17 protein-coding genes and 2 tRNA genes are annotated in these 18,545 nt (G+C 65.5%); 14 read left to right on the forward strand and 5 right to left on the reverse strand.

Translation table 11 applies throughout. The features are described from left to right. Positions 1 to 19 precede the first annotated feature (19 nt). The 10 genes from GEMMAAP_RS07430 to GEMMAAP_RS07475 all read left to right on the forward strand — a co-directional run bounded on the left by GEMMAAP_RS07430 (position 20) and on the right by GEMMAAP_RS07475 (position 8,252). Complete coding sequence (locus GEMMAAP_RS07430) at positions 20 to 433, forward strand: Minf_1886 family protein (protein WP_145979046.1); 414 nt, start codon at positions 20 to 22, stop codon at positions 431 to 433. 30 nt (positions 434 to 463) lie between these two features. After that, positions 464 to 2,098 carry a bifunctional ADP-dependent NAD(P)H-hydrate dehydratase/NAD(P)H-hydrate epimerase gene (locus GEMMAAP_RS07435; RefSeq protein WP_053334382.1) on the forward strand — a complete coding sequence of 545 codons (1,635 nt, stop codon included), beginning with the start codon at positions 464 to 466 and terminating at the stop codon, positions 2,096 to 2,098. A 25-nt stretch (positions 2,099 to 2,123) separates the two neighbouring features. Further along, positions 2,124 to 3,797 carry a ligand-binding sensor domain-containing protein gene (locus tag GEMMAAP_RS07440; RefSeq protein ID WP_026850460.1) on the forward strand — a complete coding sequence of 558 codons (1,674 nt, stop codon included), beginning with the start codon at positions 2,124 to 2,126 and terminating at the stop codon, positions 3,795 to 3,797. A gap of 16 nt (positions 3,798 to 3,813) precedes the next feature. Then, positions 3,814 to 4,809 carry a thiamine-phosphate kinase gene (thiL, locus tag GEMMAAP_RS07445; RefSeq protein WP_053334383.1) on the forward strand — a complete coding sequence of 332 codons (996 nt, stop codon included), beginning with the start codon at positions 3,814 to 3,816 and terminating at the stop codon, positions 4,807 to 4,809. A 32-nt stretch (positions 4,810 to 4,841) separates the two neighbouring features. Further along, entirely contained in the window at positions 4,842 to 5,627 is a 786-nt protein-coding gene (locus GEMMAAP_RS07450) for a lysophospholipid acyltransferase family protein (protein WP_053334384.1), read from the forward strand. Between the two features lie 99 nt (positions 5,628 to 5,726). Beyond that, on the forward strand, positions 5,727 to 7,007 hold the full coding sequence (gene eno, locus GEMMAAP_RS07455) for a phosphopyruvate hydratase (protein ID WP_026850461.1): 1,281 nt from the start codon (positions 5,727 to 5,729) through the stop codon (positions 7,005 to 7,007). An 11-nt stretch (positions 7,008 to 7,018) separates the two neighbouring features. Then, positions 7,019 to 7,378 (forward strand): FtsB family cell division protein, encoded by a 360-nt coding sequence (locus GEMMAAP_RS07460; RefSeq protein ID WP_026850462.1) that lies wholly within the window; start codon positions 7,019 to 7,021, stop codon positions 7,376 to 7,378. Between the two features lie 60 nt (positions 7,379 to 7,438). Continuing rightward, positions 7,439 to 7,512: transfer RNA gene (locus tag GEMMAAP_RS07465), tRNA-Met, on the forward strand. Positions 7,513 to 7,589: 77 nt separating this feature from the next. Further along, positions 7,590 to 7,663 (forward strand) — tRNA-Met (locus GEMMAAP_RS07470). 343 nt (positions 7,664 to 8,006) lie between these two features. Then, positions 8,007 to 8,252: a hypothetical protein gene (locus GEMMAAP_RS07475; RefSeq protein WP_026850463.1), complete on the forward strand. Its 246-nt coding sequence runs from the start codon at positions 8,007 to 8,009 to the stop codon at positions 8,250 to 8,252. Between the two features lie 99 nt (positions 8,253 to 8,351). Here GEMMAAP_RS07475 and GEMMAAP_RS07480 read toward each other — a convergent pair whose 3' ends face one another. Continuing rightward, positions 8,352 to 8,942 (reverse strand): DUF2911 domain-containing protein, encoded by a 591-nt coding sequence (locus GEMMAAP_RS07480; protein ID WP_053334385.1) that lies wholly within the window; start codon positions 8,940 to 8,942, stop codon positions 8,352 to 8,354. Positions 8,943 to 9,019: 77 nt separating this feature from the next. Further along, positions 9,020 to 10,687, reverse strand: coding sequence for a S8 family serine peptidase (locus tag GEMMAAP_RS07485; RefSeq protein WP_026850464.1), 1,668 nt, complete (start codon positions 10,685 to 10,687; stop codon positions 9,020 to 9,022). A 136-nt stretch (positions 10,688 to 10,823) separates the two neighbouring features. Between GEMMAAP_RS07485 and GEMMAAP_RS07490 the strand changes: the two genes are divergently transcribed. Then, entirely contained in the window at positions 10,824 to 11,600 is a 777-nt protein-coding gene (locus tag GEMMAAP_RS07490; RefSeq protein ID WP_026850465.1) for a class I SAM-dependent methyltransferase, read from the forward strand. After that, positions 11,597 to 12,751 (forward strand): carboxypeptidase regulatory-like domain-containing protein, encoded by a 1,155-nt coding sequence (locus GEMMAAP_RS07495; protein WP_145979047.1) that lies wholly within the window; start codon positions 11,597 to 11,599, stop codon positions 12,749 to 12,751. Before GEMMAAP_RS07490 ends, GEMMAAP_RS07495 begins: the two co-directional genes overlap by 4 nt. Positions 12,752 to 12,778: 27 nt before the next feature. On the opposite strand, the gene GEMMAAP_RS07500 is transcribed toward GEMMAAP_RS07495, so the two are convergent. From GEMMAAP_RS07500 to GEMMAAP_RS07510, 3 genes are all read right to left on the reverse strand, one after another. Further along, on the reverse strand, positions 12,779 to 14,332 hold the full coding sequence (locus tag GEMMAAP_RS07500; RefSeq protein ID WP_053334386.1) for a cryptochrome/deoxyribodipyrimidine photo-lyase family protein: 1,554 nt from the start codon (positions 14,330 to 14,332) through the stop codon (positions 12,779 to 12,781). Then, positions 14,275 to 15,000, reverse strand: coding sequence for a hypothetical protein (locus GEMMAAP_RS07505; protein ID WP_026850467.1), 726 nt, complete (start codon positions 14,998 to 15,000; stop codon positions 14,275 to 14,277). Before GEMMAAP_RS07505 ends, GEMMAAP_RS07500 begins: the two co-directional genes overlap by 58 nt. Before the next feature lie 65 nt (positions 15,001 to 15,065). After that, positions 15,066 to 15,530, reverse strand: coding sequence for an Rrf2 family transcriptional regulator (locus tag GEMMAAP_RS07510; RefSeq protein WP_043581366.1), 465 nt, complete (start codon positions 15,528 to 15,530; stop codon positions 15,066 to 15,068). 148 nt (positions 15,531 to 15,678) lie between these two features. Here GEMMAAP_RS07510 and GEMMAAP_RS07515 point away from each other — a divergent pair, with 148 nt between their 5' ends. Both GEMMAAP_RS07515 and GEMMAAP_RS07520 read left to right on the forward strand, forming a co-directional pair. Continuing rightward, on the forward strand, positions 15,679 to 16,377 hold the full coding sequence (locus GEMMAAP_RS07515; protein ID WP_158514768.1) for an energy transducer TonB: 699 nt from the start codon (positions 15,679 to 15,681) through the stop codon (positions 16,375 to 16,377). Between the two features lie 295 nt (positions 16,378 to 16,672). Beyond that, entirely contained in the window at positions 16,673 to 18,511 is a 1,839-nt protein-coding gene (locus GEMMAAP_RS07520; RefSeq protein ID WP_145979049.1) for an amidase, read from the forward strand. Positions 18,512 to 18,545 lie beyond the last annotated feature (34 nt).

The raw sequence follows: 18,545 nt of genomic DNA on the forward strand, positions 1-18,545 counted from the left end.
GTATTCACGACGATCAATCGTGGCCGTTCTACTTGAGGAGCAGGATAGCGTGACCGAGCTGGCGTTCCGTGAAGGCATCATGGATCAGATCCGACTGCGTGAGCAGCGGTTCGATGAGCGCGCGTATCTGTTTGTGCTGTCGGCACTCGAGCACAGCCAGACGAAGCTCACGGAACGGCGGCACATCACCGGTCCCGAACTGGCGCACGCCTGTCGCGATCTGGCGTTGCAGCGCTTCGGCGTGATGGCCAAGGTGGTGCTCGACCACTGGGGCATCCGCTCCACGCTCGATATTGGCGACATCGTGTTCACGCTGGTCGATCTCGGCCTGCTTATCAGCCAGCCGCAGGATTCGCGCGACGATTTTTACGGTGTCTTTGACTTCGCGGACGCGTTTGATCGCGAGTATCCGTGGAGTACCACGCACGTCTGATACCTTTCGGTCGCGCCGGTAGACCCCGCTATGCGAGCCCCGCGCGTCACCACCGCCTCCGAGGCCGCCGCGCGCGATCACGCCGCCATTCATGGTGGCACGCCATCGTTCGTTTTGATGCTGCAGGCGGGCACCGTTGCCGCCGCGTATCTGCTGCGGGAGCACGCTGATCGGCTGTCCCATGGCGTAGCGCTTTTTGCCGGCACCGGCAACAACGGCGGCGATGCGTACATCATAGCCGCGCAACTTGCGCGGGCCGGGGTTGCAGCACGTGTGCATGCGGCCTTGCCGCCAAAGAGCGCCGACGCGCATCGCGCCGCGCAGCTGGCCGCGCCGTATCTGGAACACGGGGCCCCCACCGGTCACGAGCGGATCGTGGTGGATGGGTTGCTGGGCACCGGCCACGAGGGGGAGTTCCGCGGCGGGATCTGGGCCGAGTGTGCACGCCTGGCCATGGCGCAGGACGGTGGAGCGCTGGTGGTGGCCCTCGATGTGCCAAGTGGTCTCAACGCCACCACCGGCGACGTGGCGCACGGCAGTGTGGCCGCGGATGTCACGTTGAGCTTTGGCACCTACAAACGTGGGGCCCTGCTGCAGCGCCGTCACTGCGGGCAACTCGTGTTGCTGGATATCGGACTGCACGGCTTTGCCGACGTGCCTGGTCATGTCGATGATGACGCGTGGCGATGGGCGGATGCCCGCCAGGTGCACGAATTGCTGCCCGACATCGCGTGGAACGCCCACAAAGGGACTCGCGGTCGTGTTGGAGTGGCCGGTGGTGATGTGGGCATGGCGGGAGCCATCGTGCTGGCCGCCCGCGCCGCGTTGGCCACCGGGGCCGGGCTGGTACACGCCATTGTTGATGAACCCAGCATTCTCCCGGTGCAGGCGCTGGTCCCGCAGGCGCTGGCGCATCGTTGGCCGGCGTTACCCACCAGTCGCCGCGCCGATGAGCGACCGGAGGGCGTATCGCATCCCACGCCCAGTCAGGCCAACGCCGACCCGCGCTACGATGCCCTGGCTATTGGCCCGGGGCTTGGTCGCGGCAAGCACTCGGCCACCGTGATGCAGCGACTGCTCGATGAGTATCGGGGGACGCCGATGGTGCTCGACGCTGACGCCCTCTGGCTGGCGGCCGATGCGGCCAATGCCCTTGGCACCGACACGGCGAGCATGCTGCGCCACTGGACACGCGATACGGAGCAGGTGGTGTGTACGCCGCACCCCGGGGAGTTCGCGCGCCTGCTGGGAGTCCCTCTCCCCGATGACGTGGAGGAACGGGCCAGACAGCTGCAGCAGTTTGCCACGCGCGCCAATTGTACCGTTTTGCTCAAGGGCACGCCCACGTTGATTGCGGACGCCACCGGTGAGCCGCTCTGGGTGGTGCCGCACGGCACACCCATGCTGGCCACCGGCGGCAGTGGCGATTGCCTGAGCGGCATTATTGCCACGCTGCTCGCGCAGGGTTGCTCTGCCCGAGATGCGGCGGTGGTTGGCGCCACCGTGCACGGCCGCGCCGCCGAAGCGGCCACGGTGCAACTGGGCGGTGTGCGTGGTGGCACGCTGGACGACGTGCTGGCCGCGCTGCCACTCGTTTGGACGGAGCTGGGTCGTGAGCGGGATACCGCTGCCCCCGGCGTGCTGGCGGTGCTGCCGGCCGTCTAGGCTGGTGCACCAGGTACATTGGGGCATGCCAATCCCGCTGCGGTTCGCGCCCCTGTGCGCGCTGCTTGCCGTTTCCTGCGCCCCGCTTCCGCCGGGTGCCGGAGGCAGTGCCATGGGCAACACGGGTAGCGGGAGTTACGCACGTCAGGATGAACGACTGCGCATTGGCAGCTACTCGGTGGTGCAGGGCGTCGCGGTGTCGCGCCGCTACGTGTTTGCCGCCAGCAGCGGCGGCATTGCCATTTACGATCGCTTTCAGGAGCGCTGGCTGCCGCCGCTCACGCGCGACCTGGGGATTGCCGAACAGCAGATCACGGTCATGGCCGGTGACCCGGTTGAAGACGCGCTCTGGTTGGGTGTGCCGGGCGGAGTGCTCATGTATCGTCCGCTTACTGAACAGCTGCAGCGCAGCATCATAACCGGCGTACCGCAGGTCATTGCGTTTGACCGCTCCGGTACGGGCGACGCGCTGGTGCGCAGTGGCGGCCAATGGACGCGGGTCTCACGGGTGGGGATCACCACGCCCATGAGCGGGGCTCCGGCCGCGGCGCAAACCATTGTGCCCCGCACGCTGGGGGATTTGTACGCCCAGTATCCCACGTTGCGCACGCAGCCGCAGATGCTTGTGCGTGCTCAGCAAGCGAATCGTCCGTTGCGGCCTTTCGGACTCCTGGCCGGCGCCGCGTCGCCCGACCGCCTGAGCGAAGTGTGGCTGGGTACCGACGGCGACGGGTTATTTAGACTCGATCCCAATTTCCTGCAGGGCACGTCGCTCCCCTACGGTTTGCTGGAGCCCGGTGTGGGCGCCCTCGCCCCCGCCGCCAACGGTGTCTGGATGGCCGGACTGGGGCAGTCTGAGCGACGGGGCGGGTTGACCTTTGCCACCAGCGACCTGCAGCGCTGGCGCTGGATTGAAGGCACCATCGCCGTGCCAATGATCGGGGTGCGCACCTACGCCATGGCCACGCGCGCGGAACGCGCCTGGCTGGGGACCGACCGTGGTCTCGTGCGGGTCCGCCTCGATGGCAGCAACGAGATCACGTCGTGGACGTTGCTCGATGGCCTGGCGGATGAACGGGTGCTGGCCGTGGCACCGCGAGGCGATGGCGTGTGGGCCGGCACGCTGCGGGGGTTGGTGTATGTGAACGACACCAGCGACAGCAAAGCGCCGCGCACGCGTGGCATTGGCGCGCAATTGCTCAACAACACGCCGGTGTACGCGCTGCAGTTCACCGGTGATACGCTGTGGGTGGGCACCGACGCCGGGTTGTTGGCTATCCCGTCGCCCAATACGGCGGCCGGTGGGTCGCTCATGCGCCCCGACGGCGCCGATCCCGCGCTGCGTCGCGCCATTCGCAGCCTGGCCTGGAGCGACACGGTGCTGCTCGCCGCCACCGACGACGCGGTGCTCGCGCTCGCTCCCAAGGGTGGCGTTGAACCCACACGGGTGCGCGCACTCGATGTGTTGCAGGTGGGGCGTCCGCTGCGCGTTGCCATTGACGAGCGGGCCATGTGGCTGACGGGGACCGACGGGGTCATCATGCAGTCGCGCGTCAGCGGTGCCGTTCGGGTGCTGCGCGTGCCGGTGGATCTGCCAGGGCCGGTGCTCGATGTGCTGGCCCAGCGCGATTGGCTCTTTCTGGCCACACCGCAGGGGCTGGTGCGTTATCGCCGTACCGCCGACGGCCTCGTGCCGTAACGTCACAGAACGATCCATGTTCAATACCCACGGTTCCTCTCCGCACGCGCCCACCGGCAATGTCTCCACCCGTCATGGTTTTCGCGACCATCAGACCATGGGGCAGGGCTCGGAGTTCGACATCATCCGTCAGCTCATGGCCCAGTGGGGCCCGCTGGCCGTCGATATTGGCGACGACGCTGCGGTACTGCCGCCGTTGGCTGCGGGCCGCCGCGTGGTGAGTACCGATGCCTGTGTGGAAGGAGTGCATTTCGTCCGCGAATGGCTCACCCCGTTCGAAGTGGGCGCCCGTGCCGCTGCGGCCGCGTTGAGCGATCTGGCGGCCATGGGAGCGGCCGCCGAATGTGTGCTGGTGGCGCTGGTGGTCCCGCCGTCGTGGGAGTCGGAGCTGGCCGCCGTGGCCGATGGGCTGGGTGATCAGGTGCGTCGCGCCGGCGCGCGCATTGTGGGGGGCAACCTTAGCCGGGGGGCCACCTTTGCGCTCACGCTGACGGTGATTGGGGTGGCCGAGCGCGCGGTGCCGCGGGGCGGAGCACAGGTGGGCGACCTGGTCGTGGTGACTGGGCGTCTGGGTGGCCCCGGTGCCGCGCTGGAGGCCTTTCTTGGCGGTGCCGCACCGTCGGGGTGGGCCCGTGATCGTTTTGCCGCGCCTCAGCCTCGGCTGCGCGAGGGGCAGGCGCTGGCCGACGCCGGCGCATCGGCCATGGTGGATATTTCCGATGGCCTGGCTGCCGACGCACGTCATGTGGGCGCCGCCAGCGGTGTGGTACTGCAACTCGACCCCGCACGGGTACCAGTGGGGCCAGGTGTTTCCCCCGCCAATGCCCTCGTGAGCGGCGAAGAGTACGAACTGCTGGCCACGATAGCGCCGGCTGCTTTTGAGGCCCTGGCGGGGCGCTGGGCGGCCGTGTCGGGGGAGCCGATCACCGTGGTGGGGATCGTCGTGGCGCCAGACGACACCCACTTGCCCCCAAAGTCGCTTCCCGGTCACGATCACTTCACCACGCGTTGATTACGCGCGGCCATCCGGCGACTTTTCAGGGAATGGTCCGGACCGCCCTCACTTTCCTCGCGCTGCTGATCGGGACACTTGTCTTCGGTGGCATCGTGCTGCTCGCGCAGCTGTTTGGCGTGCAGCAGGGGCCCGACAGCATTTACGAAAAGTGCCCGCGCTGGTGGGCGTGGTGGCTGCTCCGCGCCGCCGGCGTCAAGGTGGTGTTGCACGGCGACCAGCAACTCGTGTCGGGGGCACCGCGACTCTACGTGGCCAACCACGTGAGCTGGTTCGACATTCCCGCCATGATTGAAGTGCTGCCGCACTACGGTTTCGTGGCCAAGCGGGAACTTGAAAAAATTCCCATCTTCGGTCCGGCGGCGCGCGGGGTCGGAGTCATCTACATCGACCGCGAGAATCGCAAGGCCGCCTTTGGCGCCTACGAAGACGCGGCCCAGAAAATCCAGCAGGGCAACGCCGTGCTGGTGTATCCCGAAGGCACCCGCGGGGGCAGCTACACACTGCGACCGTTCAAGAAGGGCCCCTTTGTGCTAGCCATTGCCTCCGGTGCGCCAATTGTTCCGGTGGTCATTCACGGCACGATCGAGGTGAATCCGCGCGATGAATTCCGCGCGTCACCCGGTACCGTGCACGTCCACCTGCTGGACCCCATTCCTACGGCTGGACTCACGTACGGCGATCGCGAAGCCCTCGCTGAACAGGTCCGCGAGCGAATGGCGCACTGCCTGAACACTGTCTACGGCGTCGAGCCCGCTCTCGAAGAGCGCGCCTCTCGCCCGCCTGCCGTCGTGGAAGCTCACCCGTCCACCGCCTGAGTCAGCTATTCTGATGTATCTGCTCACTGCCGTCTGTCGTACCTGTCGTCTGCCGTCTTTCCGCTAAGCCCAGCATCCACGCTCCCCATTCCAAATACCATGGCTCCCATCGTCTCCGTCTCCGCCCGCGAAATCCTCGACTCGCGCGGCAATCCCACTGTCGAAGTGGACGTCATTCTCGAGACCGGTGCGGCCGGCCGCGCGGCCGTGCCCAGCGGCGCCAGCACGGGTGAGCGGGAAGCGGTGGAGTTGCGCGACGGTGACGCCGCGCGTTACGGCGGCAAGGGCGTGCTGCAGGCGGTGAACAATGTGAACACCGAAATCGCCGAAGCCCTCGAAGGCATGGATGCCACCGATCAGATCGCCATCGACCGCGCGCTGCTCGATCTCGACGGCACCGAAAACAAGGGCCGCCTGGGAGCCAACGCTACGCTTGGCGTGTCCATGGCCGTGGCGCGTGCCGCCTCCATCGAAGTGGGTCTGCCGTTGTATCGCTACCTCGGCGGCCCCATGGCGCGCACGTTGCCGGTGCCCATGATGAACATCATCAACGGCGGCGCGCACGCGACCAACACCGTGGACTTCCAGGAGTTCATGATCATCCCCGTCGGCACCGATTCGTTTGCCGACGGCCTGCGCATGGGCACGCAAGTGTTCCATCAGCTCAAGAAGGTGCTGGTGGCGCGCAAGCTCTCCACCGGTGTGGGCGATGAAGGCGGTTTCGCTCCCAATCTCGGCAGCGACGAAGACGCGCTCAAGATCATCATCGAAGCCATCGAAGCCGCCGGCTTCACGCCGGGGCAGGACATTGCGCTCGCGCTCGACGTGGCGGCGAGTGAGCTGTACCGCGATGGCCAGTACCACTTCAAGAAGAGCGGCGCCGCGTCACGCTCGCCGGAAGCCATGGCCGAGCTGTACGCCGGCTGGCTGGAGCAGTATCCCATCGTGTCCATCGAAGATGGCATGGCCGAAAACGACTGGAAGGGATGGAAGCATCTCACGGAACTGATCGGGGATCGCTGCCAGCTGGTGGGCGACGACCTGTTCTGCACGAACAGCGAGATCCTGGCCAAGGGCATTGAAGAAGAAGTGGCCAACGCCATTCTGATCAAGGTGAACCAGATCGGCACGCTCACCGAAACGCTGGAAGCCATCGAGCTGGCCAAGAGCGCCGGCTACAACTCCATCATTTCGCACCGCAGCGGCGAAACCGAAGACACGTTCATTGCCGATCTCGCCGTGGCCACGCAGGCGGGGCAGATCAAGACCGGCGCGCCGTCGCGCAGCGACCGTGTGGCCAAGTACAACCAGCTGTTGCGTATCGAAGAGCAGCTCGAGGGCTACGCCGAGTATCCCGGCGGCGCCATCTTCGGCATTTAAGGAGCCCGCACGTGGCAGGGAAAAGTCAGAAGCCCGGTCGCGTGCTGGTCCGGCGCCTCGCCTGGGGCGCCGGTGCGGTGTTCGTCCTCTGGGCCTTGGTGGAGGGGGGCGAATACGGGACCACCGACCTGCTGGCTCAGCGGGAGGAGAAAGCGCAGCTCGAGGCCGATCTCGGGCTGCTGCGTGACACCGTGGCGGCACTTGATGCGACGCTCAAGCAGGTGAGCACCGACGACTTCACGATGGAACGCATTGCGCGTGAAGAGCACGGGTTGGTGAAGAGCGAGAAGGAGTTGCTCTACTGGATTGACGATCCGTCGCAGAAAGCGCGCGCGGACAGCGTGCGGGCCGATAGTACAACCACCGATTGAGTCGGATAGACGCGCTCGGGGTTGACTCTCAGGGTTTGCCGACTAATATCCCAAGACTGCCGCGGGGTGGAGCAGCCTGGTAGCTCGTCGGGCTCATAACCCGAAGGTCGCGGGTTCAAATCCCGCCCCCGCCATAGCATCTGGCCAGTCCGAAAGGGCTGGCCATTTGCGTCCTGAAATTACCGTCACTGCTCGATGGTAACCGTTTTGGGGCTGGGTAGCTCAGCCGGTTAGAGCGCACGACTCATAATCGTGAGGTCGGGAGTTCGAGTCTCCCCCCAGCTATCGCTGCAAAAAATACGAAGTCTCTCATCAGCGGCTGACTCATCACGAGTCAGCCGCTTTTGTGTTGTGACCGTGAGGCGTGGGCTCGGCCGACCACCAACACCTTCGGGGGGAACGCGCCACTGCCAGAAAGGGAGGCCGTCCAACGCCGACGCTGTAACGGTCCGGCTCGCTAAGTGACGGCCCCAGCAGTACTTCCAAAAAAAGTTGGGACGAATTGACGAATGGTCTGGTACTTTTGACTGGCCCGATCGTATGATGTTTGGGTGTTCACAGTATTCAATGTCTGTCCCATTGCAGCATCGCGTCGCGTTCGCGGCGCGAATACCGGGAGAATCTCCTTATGAGTCAAAAACTGCAGGATAGTCCACACCGACTCGGTGTCACCTTTGCCACCGTGGTGGTTCTGGTCGGCATGGCCGTGCTCGTCACCGACATGCTCCGCGGGGCCGCGCCGCGTGATGTGGCAGCCGTGGGCGCCTACACCGCCGGTATTGCAGCGCTTTGCTACGTGGTCGTCCGGCTGGTGGGATGGGCGTTCGCGGAAGCCATGATTACCACACGCGAACACAAGGCCCGCGGCTCCTGACGCGGAGGGCGGTTTCCGCTCACAACGACCGCCGCACGAAAAAGGCCACCCGGTTCCGGGTGGCCTTTGCCATATCATGTGACCGCTCCGGGCCGGTGCTTACTTCGCGCTCCACTCAGCGGAGAGAAATACCGTACCCCACGCAATGGTGAGCTCACCCTTTTGCACACCGGGCGCGGTAGACGGCACGAGCGTAATGCTGAGGCTCTCCATCCCGTGCATGAGCGTGCTGGCCTTGAGCGGAATGCGCGCGTAGTCCTTGGCTATGTCATACGCCGCCACGTTCACCTGCGCGGCCCCGGTGGTTTCCTGCTGCAGAATGAGCGTCCAGCCGGTGGTTTCCGGGAGCAGCTGCGCCACGTAGCGGCCCTTGGCCACGTCCTTGCCGCCAATCACCAGATCGGCGTCGGTGGTGAACAGCGTGGCGGCGTTGGCCCCCAAACGCCACACCTTGCCCATGGGGACCAGGCTGTCGGTGAGCAGCTTGCGGCCACGCAGATGCGGCTGGCCATAATCGATACGCACCAACGCCGGCTTGCCGGCGGCTCGCTGGGCGGCGGTATCGGCAAAGGTGAGCGACATCTCGGCAATGGCACGCGTGCTGGGCGCGGCACGACGGGCGCCGGCCTGGGCAAAGGCCGACGTGGCCGTGAGCGTGAGGGCAACGCCGGCAAGCATCAAGGAGCGCATGGAGAGTGTGGGGCGGGAGGGATATCAGGGAACCGCGCCATGCATCGACACGGTCGAGTTATTGGAGATGCTGAACGTTACGGCCGCAACGCTTCCCGCTGCAGTGCCAACTTCACGGCGGCGTAGGCGTCAATAACCCCGCCGGTACGCGACAGACCGGCAAAAGGCGCCTTCTGCCCGTCGCTTCCGGGCAGCGTAACCGTGAGCCCGGGAAACGTCCGTACCGACTGCACGATGATGTCGCGCACCTCGGTCGGCGTGAGCTTGGGGAAATACGTGAGCAGCAGCGCCGCCACCCCCGACACCACTGGGGCGGCCATGCTGGTGCCGCTTTCGCGCTTCACGCCTCCGCCCGGCGCGGTGCTGAGAATGTCTTCGCCCGGGGCAAAGAGATCCACCTGTTGCTTGCCATAGTTGCTGAAGCTCGTGGCTAACGTGCTCGTGCCCTTCCACGAGCTGGCGCCCACTTCCAGCCACAACGACGCGCGGGCATTCGTACCCAGTGTGGGGGTGGGGAACGACGGCACCACATCGTTGTTCTCCCCATCGTTGCCGGCGGCGTGTACCAGCAGTACCCCCTTGCTCTCGGCGTAGCGCACCGCGCTGTCAACTGAAGCTTTGCGTGGTGAGTACGCCTTGCCGAAGCTCATGTTGATCACCATTGCCCCGTTATCCACGGCATAGCGAATGGCGCGGGCCACATCTTCGTCGCGCTCGTCGCCATCGGGCACGGCGCGCACGGCCATGAGCCGCACGTTGGGGGCAATGCCTTGCACGGCGTTGCCTGCCGTTCGCTCCGCGCCAATGATGCCCGCCACGTGGGTGCCGTGCAGCGCATCGGGGCCGGTGACATCACCGGAGCCCACCACGCCCACGGCGCGTGGATAGTACGTGGTGTCGAGGCCGTACGTGGCCTGGTTCTGGTAGGCCTTGAGCGCGTCGGCAATGGCGTCCTCGCCCAAGCCGTTGGCATCAAGGGAGAGCCACGTCTGTTTGGCGTTCGTCTGCGCCGCGTTGGCCGGCGCGAATGCCACCACCCGCGCCCGCGTGAGCGGCCCCGGGCCCATGGCCTGCGTGAGGACTGCGGTTACCTGTGAAAGGGCGCGCTCGATGTTGCGAATCTGGCTGAGCGTGCCGTTCACTTCGGCGCTCTTTTCGAGATACGTGCTTGCCAATGAATCGCAGCGCGCGGCCGATGGCTTGGCAATGCCACGACCCGCCGCCGTTCCGCGGCAGGCGGCATAGATCCGGGTGAGTTCAAACGTTTCCGCACCAACGGCAGCGCCGGTGGGCGTCACCATCAGGTTCCACCCCCAGACGTCGTCGGTGTAGCCGTTCTTGTCGTCGTCCTGCCCGTTGCCGGCCACTTCGGTGCGGTTCTTCCAGAGGCGCGAGCGCAGTGACACGTGCGCCGTATCAATGCCGCCGTCGATCACCGCCACGATCACTTCGCGCTGCGGGGTGCGTGAACTCAGCAGTTCACGCAGCGCCCGTTCCGAGCCCACACCCAACACGCGGTCGGCGTCGTAATCCAGGCGGTGCCAGTCGGCCCGCGCCGTATCCGGTGCCGTGGGCGTAGGCGTGGGGGCCTGCGGCGGTGGCGCGACCGTAATGGGCGGCTGCTGCACTGGCCGCAACGCCGGCTCCGGCGTGGGCGCAGGGGTCGTGGTCGCGCGAGCACAGGCCGACAGCAGCAGCGCCGCAATCACCAGGCGGGGATAGGACGAAACAGAACGAGCGAGCATGGCACACCGGTACAAGGAAACGTGCAGGCGGGACGAAATGCGGTGATCGAGCTGCCATGGAGTCTGGAGGGCTCCGTGGTATTGGGCAATAACGTACACTGCTGGCGCCGAACGGTGCCGACCGCGAGCATTAGCCATGGCCTTTGTTGCGATGGTATGTGCGGTCACCACCGTGCTCTTTGCGCTGTTGTACCAGCGGGAGCGTGCGCGCCGAAAGGGGCAGGGATTGTTGGGGGCGTGGCCTATTCCGGTCATGCCGCTGCCCCAGCTGTCACCGGTCTTTGCCACCGGTCCCTACGGCCCCACGCGGGAAGCGGAGGTGTCGTTCATTGGGCGCGGGCCGCTGGTGGTCCCCGGTGGCACCAGCGATGGCGAGGCGTGGATTCTGGCCGTGCTGGCCACCAAGGCTTCGCGCTGTTTCGAGTTCGGCACCTGTACCGGCAAGACCGCGTACCTCTGGGCCCGCAACGCGCCGGCGCAGGCGCAGGTGGTCACGCTCACGCTGGCGCCAGAGCAGGCGGCTGCCTACGCGCGGGGGGCCAGCGATACCGACGAAGACACGAAGTTTGCGCTGGCCGAGTCGGCGTTTACCGAGTTTCTGTACAGCGGGACCCCCGAGGCGGCGCGCATTACGCAGGTGTACGGCGACAGCAAGACGTTCGATGAGTCACCGTATGTGGCGTGGGCTGACCTGGTGTTTGTGGACGGGTCGCACGCCGAGTCGTATGTGGAGAGCGATTCGGCCAAGGCCATGCGCATCGTGCGGCCGGGTGGGCTGGTGGTGTGGCACGACTACGCCGGTCCCTCCCATGCTCCCGGGGTGTTCACGGCACTCAACCGGCTGGCACAACGGGTACCGTTGCACCGGGTGGATGGCACCACGTTTGTGGTGTGGCGGGCGCCGGTGGTATGAGACGCGCCGCTGCCGCATGGCGCCTGATGGTTTGCGCCTGGCTCTTGCTGTGTGCTCCTGCTGCTGGGGTTGCACAGAGCGCAGCGAGCGGCACCGTGCGCGGCGTGGTGCAGGCCGCGCCCACCAACGTGGCGCTGCCCTATGCGGTGGTCAGTATTCCATCGCTCAATATCGAGCGCTTCTCGGGCGCCGAGGGTCAATTTCTGCTGTCGGCCGTGCCTGCTGGAACGTATGAACTCATGGTTCGGCGCATCGGCTTTGTACCGCAGCGTCAGCGGATCACGGTTGCGGCCAACAGAACCACCACGCTTTCGATAGCGCTCATTCAGGTGCCGGTCCGGCTCACCGGCATGACCGTGCGCCCCACCGACCCGTGTCGCTTGCCGGGACTCCCCGACAGCAGTCGATTCCCGGAGGTCGCACAGCTGGTGGGGTTGCTGCGCGAAAACGCCGCGACGTATCGCACGCTCGTGCGGCGCTTCCCGTTCGTGTATGCGCAGGTGCGCGCGCTGGGTGAGTACGACGATGGCACCATGGCCGTACGCTCCGTAGACACACTCGCCGTACCGGCGCAGCCGACGGTGCGCTATGAACCTGGGCGGGTGGTGCAATCCACGCGCGGAACGATTGCGCGCGAAACGTTCATGGCGATTCCGTCCATCATCGATCTGGTGGATCCGTCGTTCGTAAACAACCACTGCTTCATCTACGCCGGTGCCTCGGTGCAGGGAAACGAGACGTGGTTCCGATTGGATGTGCGCGCCAGCGAACGGCTGCGGACGCCTGACGTACACGGCGCCTTCTTTCTGGACAGTGCGACGGCGCAGCTGCGGCGCATGGAGCTGGAGCTCAGTCGTCCCGAGCGATTGCCGGCCTCGCTGCGTGGCGTGCGCAGTGTGATTGCGCACAGCACGTTCGTGGAAATCGCGCCGGGGTTGTCGATCTTGGAGTCGGTGTGCGCCATCAACTGGCAGAAGCCCCGGCAGGGCACCCGCGTATTTCATGGCGCCGAGTTGCAGCATACGCTGGCTTGGGAGTTCACCATCGCGCCGCCTGATGTGGAGCGAGTGACCGTTCGCACCGGGCCCCCGTGGCACCCGGCCACGCGGTTGCCGGGGGCGTCTTTGCCCTGTGCCGGAGCTGAGCCATAGGCCAGATTGGGGCCGCGGGGCGATTGGCTATCGAGTGGATGCATTGAAGGGCGTCTTGCGCGACCCATGCTGCTGCCATACGCGGCGAGACACGCCTTGCTGCTGCGCCGCTTGTTTGAGCGTGTGCAACGTATCCCGCGCGTGCGTATACGACGCTTCGTGCGGCACAATGGGCCGCGGATAGTCACGACCAATGTGCATACCGTGCATCTGCTGCATGAGCGGCGGTGCGTCCCAGGGGCGCAGCAGGTCGGCGGTCGGAAGCGCCGAAAGCTCCGGCACCCACCGGCGCACAAAGTCGCCCGCGGCATCATGCTCGGCGGCCTGCTTGATGGGGTTGTAGATGCGGATGGTGTTGATCCCCGTCACACCGGCCTGCATCTGGCACTGCATCCAATGAATGCCCGGCTCGTAATCGGTGAAGGCCCGCGCCAACACCAGCCCCGCCGGGCGCCAGTGCAGCCACAGGTAGTGCGAGGCAAAGCTCATCACCATGGCCCGCATGCGAAAGGTGAGCCACCCGGTGGCGTGTACGCTGCGCATGCAGGCGTCTACCAGCGGATACCCGGTGCGCCCTTCGCGCCAGGCATCCAACCGTTCGGCGTCTGGCTCCAGTGACCACACGTTGTCAAAAATGGGCGCGTACGAACGGTACTCCAGCGCCGGTTCCGACTCGAGCTTTTGTATGAAGTGATCGCGCCACTCGATACGCGAGGCAAAACTCACCAGCGACTGCTGCCAGCGCGCTAGCGTTTCACGTTGCGAGAGGTTGCTCGCTGTGCGACCGAGCCCCTTGAGTTCGTCCCGCAATTGGGCGGCGCGACCGCGTGCGGCCTGATACGCCTCGCGCACCGACAGGGTGCCCCACGTGAGATGCGGGCTGAGGCGGCTACAAGCGTCAATTGCCTCGCTGGGGCTGGACATGGCCACGCGATAATGCTCACCGCGTTCCTGCAGAAAGCTGCCGAGCAAACGCTCGGCGTGGGTGCGGCCGCCGGTCTGACGCTCCACCATGCCAGGCACGTGCATTGGCGGAGTTGAAGCGTTGCGCGGGGCCACGAATTGCTGCGGCACCCGCGAGAGTTCGTCCGCGGTGGCCCCCGTTATGCGCAGCGGGGTCGCGGCACGCGGTGCGCGCACGTGCTGCAGCCATTGTTCGTGCCAGCCGTCTCGCGATGCCAGGCGTCGCACCACGCCGCTTCCCTGGAACTCGTGCATCGCGAGGCCGCGCCGCCTGGCCCAGGCGCGTACGCGCCGGTCGCGCGCGTAGCTCGTGCCGTTACCGCACTCCTCGTGGGCGTAGATCGCGGTAATGGGCAACTGTTCGCACAGTGCCTCAAACACATCGGGCAGAACGCCGTGGGGCTCCAGCAGCGGTGCCCCTCGTTCGGCCAGCGCTACGCGCAATTCCTGCAGGCACTCTTCGACAAAGGCGGCGTGTCGAGGGTCGTGATCGGTGGTGGTGAGCAGCTCGGGTTCATGCACATACACCGGCAGTACACGCCCCGCCGCTGCCGCGGCCGCTAAGGGGGCGTGATCATGAAGGCGAAGGTCTCGTTTGAACCAGAGGAGTTGCAGCACAGCACACCCAGCGGAAGGACGGTGCGGAGCGACGTGATGCGCCCCGACGGATCGAACCGGTATTGCACCAGCTGGGAGGGGCCACTGGCACTGGCCACCTGCAGAATGGCCATCACGCGCGCACGGCTAGCGGCCAGAAACCGGGTGGATCCCCCCGTGCCATGAAGCGCCTGCACCTGTTGCAGGTTCCGCTTGGCGGCCAGCGATGTGCGCTGTACGCCATCATCACGCGGGACGCGTTTGGCGAAGCGCTCTTCGTTGTGCACAAAGAGCTCAAGGGCGGTGGCGTCTCCGTTGGCGTCGTGCACGACGGCCAGCAGCGCCGGGCCGTGCTCGCCCGCGTCGCCCAAGGGGAGCGGGACGACCCACGCCGCTTCGTGCGCCCCCAGGACGAATGCCGGCAACGTCTTACGCAGCTGCTCCCAGTGAATACCCATGGCGAGCAGGTGCCCTTGCACCGTGTCGCGGCCACTGAGCGCGGCGGCGAATCGCGAGTTGCCGGGGATGCTGAGTGTCACGTTGGGGTGCAGGGCAGGGCCCGCTCCATACTGGCGCAGCTGCCGTGCCTGCGCGGCGGACCACGGCATCAGGGCCAGGAGCACCAGTGCGGTGAACGCACGCAGACGCCTGACCCAGGATGTGGTGTACTGATGCGGTGTGAGAGACATCGTATTGTATCAGATAGTGTTACAAATTGAGGTGCGACACATCGTGAAAGGTCCTGCGTTGATGCTCAGGCCACGTGCGCTGATGCGCCGCGACAGCTCCGCACGCGCGTCATGACCTCGCGTGACATGGCGTCGACGGTGACTTCGCCGAGGGTGCGCTTGAGCGCCTCTTCGGCTTCCACGTACAACCCATCCAGGTACGAGGCAATCACCGGCGCTACGGGACACTCGGCGCCTACAGCGCTGGCATGGCGGCCAATGAGCGTGCAGGCGTCGTCCTCGACCGCTTCGTACACTGCCCGCAGCGTGATGTCGCGCGGGTCGCGACTCAGCACGGAGCCGCCGCCCGCGCCACGGCGGGTGTCCACAAGGCCCGCACTTTTGAGCTGCCCCAGCACCCGCCTGATGACCACGGCATTCGTCCCGACGCTCTGCGCCAGTTCGTCGGACGTGGCCCCGCGCCCCTCCTCACGTTCGAGGTAGGAGATCATGCCAAGCACATGGGCGGCGACGGTAAGGCGGGAGTTCATTTTTGAATTGTAACTGTATGGGTGACAAATGGCAAATAGGGATCCGGTTGACCACGGCCACACTCCCGTTCGTCACGGATGCCTTGCGTGGCGGCGCCGAGAAGCGAATCATGCGGGATCAGCCCCTGCCATGGAGGACCAAATGCCGGTGGCCAAATCACGAACTCGCGTAGCGCTGCGCGCCTTTGAATCCACGCGGCGGTTTTCGTGGCACGCGTTGGTGCAGCAGGCGGTGGGGGTGAGCGCCGAGCTGCTCATTGTGGTGGGCTTTGTCGCGGCTGGGTGGCTGGAACGTCGCGCATTGGCGAAGGAGCAGAGCCAGCAAGCCGACGAGTCTGTGTCGTTCTTGGCGCCGTTCCGCCGCTACTCGCCGCCGCCCTCTGAGGAGCGTTTGTCATTCGTCGGGCTGGGGGGCGCCGCTGTTTCCGCCACCGGTGAAGTGGCGGTGCCAACCGATCAGGGCCGTCAACCAGTGGCCGTCTCGCAGCAGGGGGCACAGCTGGTTACGGAAACTTCGCCGACGCCGTCGGAGGTCTCGTCGCCGCAAGCGATGACCGAGATTGAAGTGGACTCCACCGCCGCGCTCGACCCCACGGCCGAAGGGCCAGTGTACCCCAAGGCGCTGATGGACGCCGGCGTGCAGGGAGTGGTGTACGCCCAGTTCATCGTGGACAGCACCGGCTACGCCGACACCCTCACCATGCAGGTCCTGGAGATAGTGGACCCGCAGTTCGTGAGCGCCGTACGCGCCGCCCTGCCGCGCATGAAGTACAAAGCGGCGATGTTTGCGGGCAGGCGCGTAAACCAACTGGTGCAACAGGCGTTTGTTTTTCGGATACAACCGTAACAGCGTAACGGCGTTATGCTAGCCGCGTTATGGGTTATCTGGTTTCCATAACGGTGCAACTTCGTAACGGCGTTATGATAACCGCGTTATGGGTTATCAGGTTACCGAGCAACTGCGGACCGGCGGTACCGCTTACCGCGGTAGCAGTACCCGATAACCCGATAACCCGTGACGCCGTTATCATAACGCCCTTACGCCGTAGCGCTTTTACGCTAACCGGTGGCCCATAACGCGGTTATCATACCGCCGTTACGCTGTGCCAAACCGACCCTCTTCAAAAAGCGAGTCCGCGCGCGTGTCTACTCCTCTCGATTTTCTCGAGCATGCTCAGGCTGAGCTGGCGGCCATGGACTACGACGAAACGGCGACGGGGTTGCCGCGTCGTGAGTTCATGTTCCGCTCCCTCGTAGCGGCGGCGGCCAGCACGTTTGGTGTGCGGGCAGCCGGAGCGCAGTCTCCGCGCGCGTACTTTGACGCGACGGCGAGTGTGTGGAGTACCATGCAACCGCCGGTGCAGCAGTCGGCTGTGCCACTGGGTAATGGCGAGGCGCCGGCATTGCAGTTCATGCCGTACCCCGAGGGGACCGGTGCGCTCATGGAAAAGATGGTCGCCAAGTACGGCGTGAATGCGTTCAAGCGCAGCACGTTTACGGTGGAGCCGTTTACGGGTGCGGTGCCAAGCAATCCGGAAGATCTCGCGTTCCTGCCGGCGCATCGAATTGCGGCGCTGATTAAGGCACGCAAGATCACGTCGCGCCAAATCACCGACATCTACCTCGAGCGCATGGAGCGGCTCAACCCCACGCTCAATTGCGTGGTGACGCTCATGAAGGAGTCGGCGCGCGCCGAGGCGGACGCCATGGACAAGGAGCTTGCCGCCGGCAAGTACCGCGGCCCGTTGCATGGTGTGCCGTACGGTATCAAGGATCTGTTTGCCACGAAGAACGCGCCCACGTCGTGGGGCTCGCCGGATTACAAAGACCAGACGCACGATTACGACGCCGAAATTGTGGTGCGGTTACGCAACGCGGGTGCGGTGTTGCTGGCCAAGCTTGCCACGGGGTTGTACGCACAGAACGACTGGTGGTTTGGCGGGCGCACCAACAATCCGTGGAACACCAACATCGGATCGAGTGGCTCATCTGCCGGGCCAGGCTCGGCCACGGCTGGTGGCGTGGTAGCCTTCTCCATTGGCACCGAAACGCAGGGTTCCATTGTCTCACCGGCCATTCGCAACGGCATCAGCGCGCTGCGTCCAACGTACGGCCGGGTGAGTCGTCATGGTGGCATGGTGCTGAGCTGGTCGCAGGATCGTGTGGGTCCCATGTGTCGCACCGCCGAAGACTGCGCGATGGTGTTCAACGTGCTGCACGGTGTTGACCCCAAAGACGCCAGCACGGTGACCACGCCCTTCACCTTCGATCGCAACATCAAGCTCGCGTCGTTGCGCATTGGCGTGGATCCCAACGCGCCCAAGGAGTTAGTGGAGAAGCTCACGGCGCTGGGCATGACCCCCAAGACCATTGGCGCGCGTCCCACGGTGCCGGGCATGGGGGGTGGTGGACTGAACGCCGAGTATGCCGCGGCCTTTGACAGCTTTGTGCAGAAGAAGGCCAAGGAGTTCAACCTCGATCTCAACGCGCTCCCCGAACGCCCGGCCAGTGGCCCGGGGGCCAACGGTCCGTTTGGCAATACACCGCCGGCGCGTCCCAAGGGCATCAACGAAGGGGAGCCCAACCCCATGGCGGCAGCGGACTGGAACCCCCGCTTTGTTGGCGGGCGCAACACCAAGGCGTTTGACTTCATCAACAATCAGCGTCGTCGGCTCATGCTGGTGCAGAAGTGGGGCGAATTCTTGAAGGACCTCGACGGCTTCATTGGCGCGCCCAATGCCGATATTGGTCCTAACGCGCAAACCGGCCATCCCTGCGCCGTGCTGCCATTCAAGTTTGATGTACCCAACTTTGGTGGCGGCGGACCACGCAACAACGACTCCACGCCCGCGCCCACGTACAAGGCGCAGCCCATTTGTGGCGTGATTACCGGCAACCTGTACAACGACGACATCATTCTGTCGGTGGCGCACCAGTTCCAGAAGGCGACGGACTTTCACGCGCGGCGGCCGGCGCTGTAAGGGCGCCGAAACTGCAGGGACGGAACCGCGTAGG

Source organism: Gemmatimonas phototrophica, from assembly GCF_000695095.2.
Taxonomy (GTDB): domain Bacteria; phylum Gemmatimonadota; class Gemmatimonadetes; order Gemmatimonadales; family Gemmatimonadaceae; genus Gemmatimonas; species Gemmatimonas phototrophica.